Consider the following 7,033-nt stretch of genomic DNA (forward strand, 5'->3'; position numbering starts at 1 on the left):
TATATTTTAAATGAAATTAGAAATTACAGTTTGGGCTAAAAACAAATAAATCCCAACTCTCGTCAGGATTTATTTATCAAGCTCATAATAATATTCCTTAAAATCAAATGCTATATCAAACAGTTCTCTTGGGTGAATTCGTAAACCTGTAGCTATTTCAATAAAGGTGCTTAGTTGACAGTCGATTTTATTGTTTGATACATCACTTATTCTTGCCGCTGTTGTATTGCATTTCTCAGCAATTTTAGTATAGGGTGTATCTCCTTTTATTTCCTTAATTTTTTCAGCAATTAATTTCTTAATTTCATCGGTTTTAAATTCATTCATAATCGCACTGTTTAATGCAATTTCAAAATATTTGCAACATTAATCATTACCGAATTCGGTAATGAAATAAATTTTTCTTATATTTGGAACAAATTACTTAATAAAGTAATTTTGCGATACTTCAAAGAATATTAGAAGCTATTGCTTAGAATCTCAAATTCGAAAACTGGTAATTTTTAACATACGAGATGATAAGCAGGAAGCTCACGACCTAGGCGTGGGCTCTCTTATCTGTATGTAAGGTATACCAGTACCCCGAATTGGATAATGTAGAGTTCCATGCCGTTTTATTTTCATGCCGTCCATTACTCTTCATTCTAAGCCGCTTCCTTAAAATACAGTATCAGACTGCACGATACAATGGGGTGTACAACTCATTGCGGCTTTAAAGTAAGCTTATAAAAAACACAAATTTCATTCATATCAATGCTTTCCGGTGTCTTTTGGTCACTGCTCAAAGACCTTATCATGTCTTTTTTCAGACCAGAAGGCACTCAGGAAAGTTATGTTTTCAAGTCCATGAATCCTTATGGCCAGGAAAACCATTAAATCAAAAAAAACAGAACCTATGAAAAAGAACAGCATAGACTTAGAATCCCGGTTTTGGTCCGGCCGAAACAAGCATTCGGCACTCCCGCTGATGGAGGTGTTTTTCCAGTTCCATGATCTGGCGACGGCGAAGGAGCGGTTAAACCGGATCATGCAGTATGCGGTACAGGGGAAAACGCGGATTTCTGAAGACCCTTCCGTGGTTTTCCATTTCCACCAGTCGATGCGGTCGTTTCTCCGGGCAGGGTGGTGCCTCAGGAAGAAAGCCGGGAAATGGATAGGGGAGAGCGTTCCGGAGCACAGCAGCCTGCTGATGCAGGGTTCGCTTTCAGAGGAAGAATACCGGGACCCGGTGCAAGTCTTCCGCAAAGCTTTTAAGGAGTACCGCCTGGAGGAATTTGAAGAGTTCCTGTCGGACGTGGTGTATTTCTCGCTCGGCACCTTTAACAATGTACCGGAGCGTAATATTGTCGGTCCGTATCTCCATCTCATCAAAATGCTGGATGGCGCGTGGCTGATCCTGGAAAGGAAAAAAAATAAAAAGCCCTTGCCCTGAAGTTTGGCGACCCGGGAAAGAAGATGATTTAAAGAAATATAATTAAAATCCCAAAATAATGATGAATATAAAATAACAATATCGACTGCGAGTAAAAAGCGACCTGAAAACTTTAGCGTTAAGCAAATTGAAAAGGATAGGCCATAGAGAAACCATGTATGGTTCGGCGAAACCAATAAAAAATAAGCAATAATGAGCCAAAGTTTTATGTCCGAAGTGCGGCTGCAATATTGGATTAAAAACCAATAACCCAATCCGCGCAAACCTGACGGAGTGGTTAGACGGCCAACGGGAATCAATTTTAAACTTTTCAGCGCAGGTTCAATTGGTAGCGTAAAAGTTTTAAATCCTGATCTTTTGGTTCTTTTGCATCAGGGTAAAAGAACAAAAAAATAAGCATTTACAAAGGAACAGCTGCTGCCGGATCTTACCCGAAAATAGGGAATTCTATGTTTGTGAAATCTGTAAATAAACAGGCTGAAAATTAGAAATTCATTAAATGTAAAAGTTAATGCTTCGGGACAGGAATAACCTGCCGGAAATGCCCGGTTTTCCGGACATTCTCCGACCTTTGTTCGAGAGTTCTTCGGAAAAAGACCCGTTTTTCCGAAGCGGACCCGAAGAAGACTCGAAGAAGAACCGAAGAAATGTCGGAGGGTACCGGTCATAAGCTGCCAAAACCTGCCAAAACCGGACACAAGCTGCCAGAATTTATTCAGGCCATTGAAAATTGAAAATCCTGTTATACCTTCGTTCCGTTAACCCAAAAAAGCAACCTCATGACAAGCATTACAAAAAACATCCCGGGCGGATCTTCAGGAAAAGCAGGAACGGTAGCGGGCACCAGCCGGCGCGGACAGGATTTGATTTATAAAGGATTTATGAAATAAAAAACCGGCATGAAGTAAACTTCAGATGCCGGTTTTGGTGACCATGACGAGCGTATCTTCAAACACTTTTATAGATGATTTGGTTCGTTTAAGTCAGATTAAACAAGAATTATAAAGGAAATAGACAATTTATAGATAATGATTGTTAGAGGTCAAGTCAGAAAGCATGAAGTATTGAAAAAGAGAATGTCAGGTAGATTATCATTCAATCAGCAGCAACATGTTAATTGTTGAGAACTCATTAGCCTAAACTATATAACTGTAGTGTAAAGGCGATCGCTGAATGTATATATTATGATGGAGTTTATTGTACATCATTAGCAATCTCAATCCAAACAGGTGCGTGATCGCTGCTTTTATCCCATCCTCTGACGTATTTGTCAACACCTCCTTTTATTAATGTGCTTTTAAGATACGGACTCAATAATATATGATCCAGCCTTAATCCGGCATTCCGCTCATATGCTTTTCTCATATAGTCCCAGAAAGTATAAATTTCAGTATCAGGAAAAAGAGTGCGTATTGAGTCGGTCCAACCATTTTTTATAAGATCGGTGAATGCTTTTCTCACCTCCGGTCTGAATAGTGCATCATCTTTCCATTTTTCAGGTTTATAGACATCTTGTTCAGTTGGAATAATATTAAAATCTCCAATCAGAATTGCAGGAAGATCCATGTCAATAAACTGTTCGGATCTTATTTTTAATCTCTTGATCCAATCTAATTTATATTCGAACTTTGGTCCTGGAAAAGGGTTTCCATTCGGAAGGTAAAGACAGCAGATAACGATCTGGTTTATAATGACCTCCAGATACCTGCTTTGCTTATCAGTTGAATCGCCTGGCAATGAGGTCTGAACTTCAGTAATCTCATGTCCTCTTGATAAAATTGCCACGCCGTTCCATTGTTTCTGACCCTGCCACACTGCATGATATCCTGCTTCATTGATCTGAGAGATAGGAAAACGATCCTGCGGTGATTTCAATTCCTGCAAACATACAATATCAGGTTCTGCTTCTTTTAACCATCTGAGTAGAACCGGAAGCCTACTGTTGATTCCGTTAACATTATATGTAGCAATTTTCATGGAAGTAACCATTTATGAATTTAATATCTTATCAAATACATATTCTAGACCATCTATAAAGAATAGCATTTCAAAAAGCAATGGGAGTTTTTTAAAGACTATTACGCTTCTTCGATGCGTAATCTGACAGATGTAATGAATATCAACAGCATTAGCTTATATAATACCATTGGAGGTAAACACCAGTTGTAAATAAATATTATCTCTACAGAATGATTGCAAATAAATCTTAATGCTTAAGATATTGTTCTATCTTTACCAACGCTACAAATCATTAGTACATGTTATAATGTATAAAGAAACCCTTTCACTTGAAAGGGCTTCTTCTTTTTAAATGAATAGCTGATCTTTATTAAGATACAGCAATAATATTAGGAAATGAATTAATTTCAAAAACGATAATGTAATATTTAGAAAGAAACTAAATATCTAACGGATAAATCAAAAGGGTCCGGCTCATATTGAGCCGGACCCTTCCGTAATAACAATAATATTGTTTTATTTTACTGTGCTGCCCAGAATGACCATCTTTCGCCATTATAAACGGCTAATCTTTTGGCTCCGGTTTTATTTACGTATACCATCATACCCGGGGATGGGCTTGGGATATTATTGACATCCGTAACCGTAGGCAGTACCATGGCTTTACTGGCAGATTCCAGAACTACAGCTCCGTTTGCGGAAGTAGAAGTTGCACCGATGATGAATTTTTCACTGGTGGTTTCCGCTAAGGCAGGCTGTGTGGCCATAACGGCAGTAATATTTCCGTTCTGCCCGCTCATATCCATCCATGAAGTCCCGTTATAGTAACGTATCCGTGCCTGTGCTGCATTAACGGCATCCAGCAGTAAAGTTCCCTGTGTGGGAGTTGTGGGTAATGTTCTTACGTAAGGCAGTATGATTCCTTTGTTGTTGGTATTTGCAAATTCCAGTAATACACTGGTTTTGTTTGCCGCTGTACCGATGGCATCCCCCATAATAACCTGTGAAAATGCAGATGCTGAAAAAGCAAGTAAAGCGATTGTGAGAATTTTTCCTTTTTTCATTGCTGATATTTTTTTATTAAGGGCATGATGGAACCGAGAAACACCTCCATACACCATCTGAGTATATTTTTAAACATTTTGCTGTGGTATCAAAAACCATCATTCCTTCCTGCGGTGTTGTGATGTCTGACAAATTAGCGGTTGCAAGACGGGTAACCACGAATCCCTGGGTATTTGATTCTATTGCCATATGTGCAGACTTACGGGTAAACGGCCAGTTCCCGGTTCCGACACTTGAGTTTTTCTGTAATGTTATTCCCAGCCGGGTATCGATTCCTGCAGCGGTATTGGTTACCGGATTGTAACAAACAGATTGCACATTGGTATCTGTTGCCGTATTGTTGGCGGTAATCGGGTCTGTACTGTTAGGCGGAGAAGTAACGGAAACCGTATTGGTTAAATTACCCGTATACGTTACCGGAATATTTACCGTAACCGTATAAGTAACTGTACCGTTCAGCGGCAAATTGGCAAGATCGTTAACGGCACCGGTCTGTGTTCCGGTAACCGCACTGGTGGCACCGCCTGCGCCAACAGCAGTATATGTTATGTTGGCCGCCGGAATTCCTGCAGGGACAGGTACGGAAACCGTTGCCCCCTGAACCCCGAAAGGCCCGTTGTTCCCTACAACCACCGTATACGTTACAGAGGTTCCCGGCGCATAAGTGGATACGCCGTCCGTTGTCGTTGTATAAAGATCTGCACTGAAAGCAATCGGTGCAGTAACACAGTGCGCACCGTCATTCGAGTTGCTGGCAGGAGATGATGAGATCAGTGTTCTCTGCCCGTTGATAAGATTGAACTGGTAAAAACCTCCCGTATTAAGGGAACCGTAAACCTCGCCGGTTGAAGAGGCAAACATCGCTCCGAAAGGACTTACCGTACTGTTGGTACCGATAAACGTCACCGTTGCAGGTATAGTTGAAAGGTCAATTGACAGAAGTCTTCCGTCTGTATCTGAAGATGCTGAATAAAGTCTTCCATCATGTAGGCAAAATCTGAAACATTTACGGCCTGTGAAAGCGTTAATGCAGTGGCGCTCATGGTTGCAATATTAACCCGGTACAGGGTGGTGTTGGAACCTGCCTGTTTAAGATAATAATTTCCTGCCGGGTCAAACTCACCGGCATTCAGGTTAACACCGCTCGGAAGCCCGGATACGGCGCCCATCAGAGTGAAGGTACCGGAAGCATTGATTCTTACAATCGTATTGGTGTTTTCCACCGTTCCGTACATCAGTCCGTCTATAGGATTGATGGCTATTGAGTTGATATTTCCGGTATAAGATCCCACCGCAGGATAGGTAAAAGGGTTTGATGCCGTATTTACCCTGTACAGCGTATTGTTCTGTGAAAGATACATGTTGGCGTTACATCCGAACGATGCTTCAGCGGTTGCCGTGACTGAGCAGGTGGTTGAAGAATTTCCCAGCCTTACGGTAACTGTTTTCTGGCCTGCAGAACCGGTTCCGTTATAAGTAACCGGCACATCGATAAAGGTGGTGCCTGTATTAATGGTGACATTCTGGGAAGTAGTGGCAAAATCTGTACCTGACACGTTGATGGTGTAAGTACCGGGACCATACACATTGGTAATGGGGATCCTTACGGTTCTTGTAGACACATATCCTGTAGAAAATGATGAATTGCCCTGGAATGCCGCCCCGTTACAGGTAAAGGTAAACGGTACGTAATAAGGAACGGAAGCTAAATCAAGATTGGCAAAATTGCTCCCGATATTAATGGTGGCCACGGTAGTGGAAGCGCCTGTAGAGATATTAATGCTGTTAATCTGAATGCTGTTGGCAGTTCCGCCGGAGGTCCCGATAAGGGAAGCTGTATATACCATACCGTTCAGATAGGCCATTCCCTGCATAGATGCTATCGTTGCAGCAGGGCCGGTAATCTGGGCGGCTTTTGTAGCAACCCCTGTTGCAATGGCTATTTTATATAAATATCGTGCCGTATTACCGGCATTATTAAGGAACATGTATATATTGTTCTCATAATCAAAGAAGGTGTCGGTGCTGAATGTCGTTCCTGTATTCCAGTCAGTGTCGCCTGCTGCTGCAGTAATCGGCAGTGTTGCTCCCGCAGGATAAATTGGATACAGTGTTTTTGTATTGGACTGGAAACCGTATACCCTTCCAAAGTAGGGCCCCGGTACATTATTGGTCCCGATTCCTCCTATCGGTACAGCAGGCAGCGTTGCAGAGGGTGTTATCAGTGTCCCATTTTTATAGATAGGGCTGTTTGCCGCAGTATTGGAGTGGATAAATACTGCAGAACCCGGATTTCCTCCCGGGCTGTCATATCCCACTGCTAAATTACTTAGGTCTGCTAAGGTAGTAACGGTTGGTGAAGCCAGCGGAGCGGGCAGTGAAACAGTACCTGTAATACCGGTTATGTCATATACCCGTCCTGTTGCGGCAAAAGATAAATACAACCGGTCGATTTGCTGCGAATAAAATTCATAGGGTAAGAAAACAACAAGGAATAATAATAAAAAATTAAATCTTTTCATATAGTAGTGAATTATTTTACGAAAATATTAATAATTGTAATATTTTTAATTAAAT

At 41.3% G+C, this 7,033-nt stretch carries 6 protein-coding genes; 1 reads left to right on the forward strand and 5 read right to left on the reverse strand.

The window, feature by feature from the left end; translation table 11 throughout:
* Positions 1-69: 69 nt before the first annotated feature.
* On the reverse strand, positions 70-327 hold the full coding sequence (locus ASE55_RS02715; protein WP_056215214.1) for a hypothetical protein: 258 nt from the start codon (positions 325-327) through the stop codon (positions 70-72).
* 568 nt (positions 328-895) lie between these two features.
* On the opposite strand from ASE55_RS02715, the gene ASE55_RS02720 reads away from it, so the two are divergent.
* Positions 896-1,432, forward strand: coding sequence for a hypothetical protein (locus ASE55_RS02720; RefSeq protein WP_128414479.1), 537 nt, complete (start codon positions 896-898; stop codon positions 1,430-1,432).
* A gap of 1,194 nt (positions 1,433-2,626) precedes the next feature.
* On the opposite strand, the gene xth is transcribed toward ASE55_RS02720, so the two are convergent.
* The 4 genes from xth to ASE55_RS02745 all read right to left on the reverse strand — a co-directional run bounded on the left by xth (position 2,627) and on the right by ASE55_RS02745 (position 6,978).
* Positions 2,627-3,409 carry an exodeoxyribonuclease III gene (gene xth / locus ASE55_RS02730; protein ID WP_056215231.1) on the reverse strand — a complete coding sequence of 261 codons (783 nt, stop codon included), beginning with the start codon at positions 3,407-3,409 and terminating at the stop codon, positions 2,627-2,629.
* Between the two features lie 503 nt (positions 3,410-3,912).
* Positions 3,913-4,455 carry a hypothetical protein gene (locus ASE55_RS02735; RefSeq protein ID WP_056215222.1) on the reverse strand — a complete coding sequence of 181 codons (543 nt, stop codon included), beginning with the start codon at positions 4,453-4,455 and terminating at the stop codon, positions 3,913-3,915.
* A 16-nt stretch (positions 4,456-4,471) separates the two neighbouring features.
* Positions 4,472-5,362, reverse strand: coding sequence for a DUF11 domain-containing protein (locus tag ASE55_RS02740; protein ID WP_056215225.1), 891 nt, complete (start codon positions 5,360-5,362; stop codon positions 4,472-4,474).
* Entirely contained in the window at positions 5,359-6,978 is a 1,620-nt protein-coding gene (locus tag ASE55_RS02745; RefSeq protein ID WP_056215228.1) for a DUF6923 family protein, read from the reverse strand. Before ASE55_RS02745 ends, ASE55_RS02740 begins: the two co-directional genes overlap by 4 nt.
* Positions 6,979-7,033: the final 55 nt, after the last annotated feature.

The sequence above is a fragment of the Chryseobacterium sp. Leaf201 genome (assembly GCF_001421435.1).
Classification (GTDB): Bacteria; Bacteroidota; Bacteroidia; order Flavobacteriales; family Weeksellaceae; genus Chryseobacterium.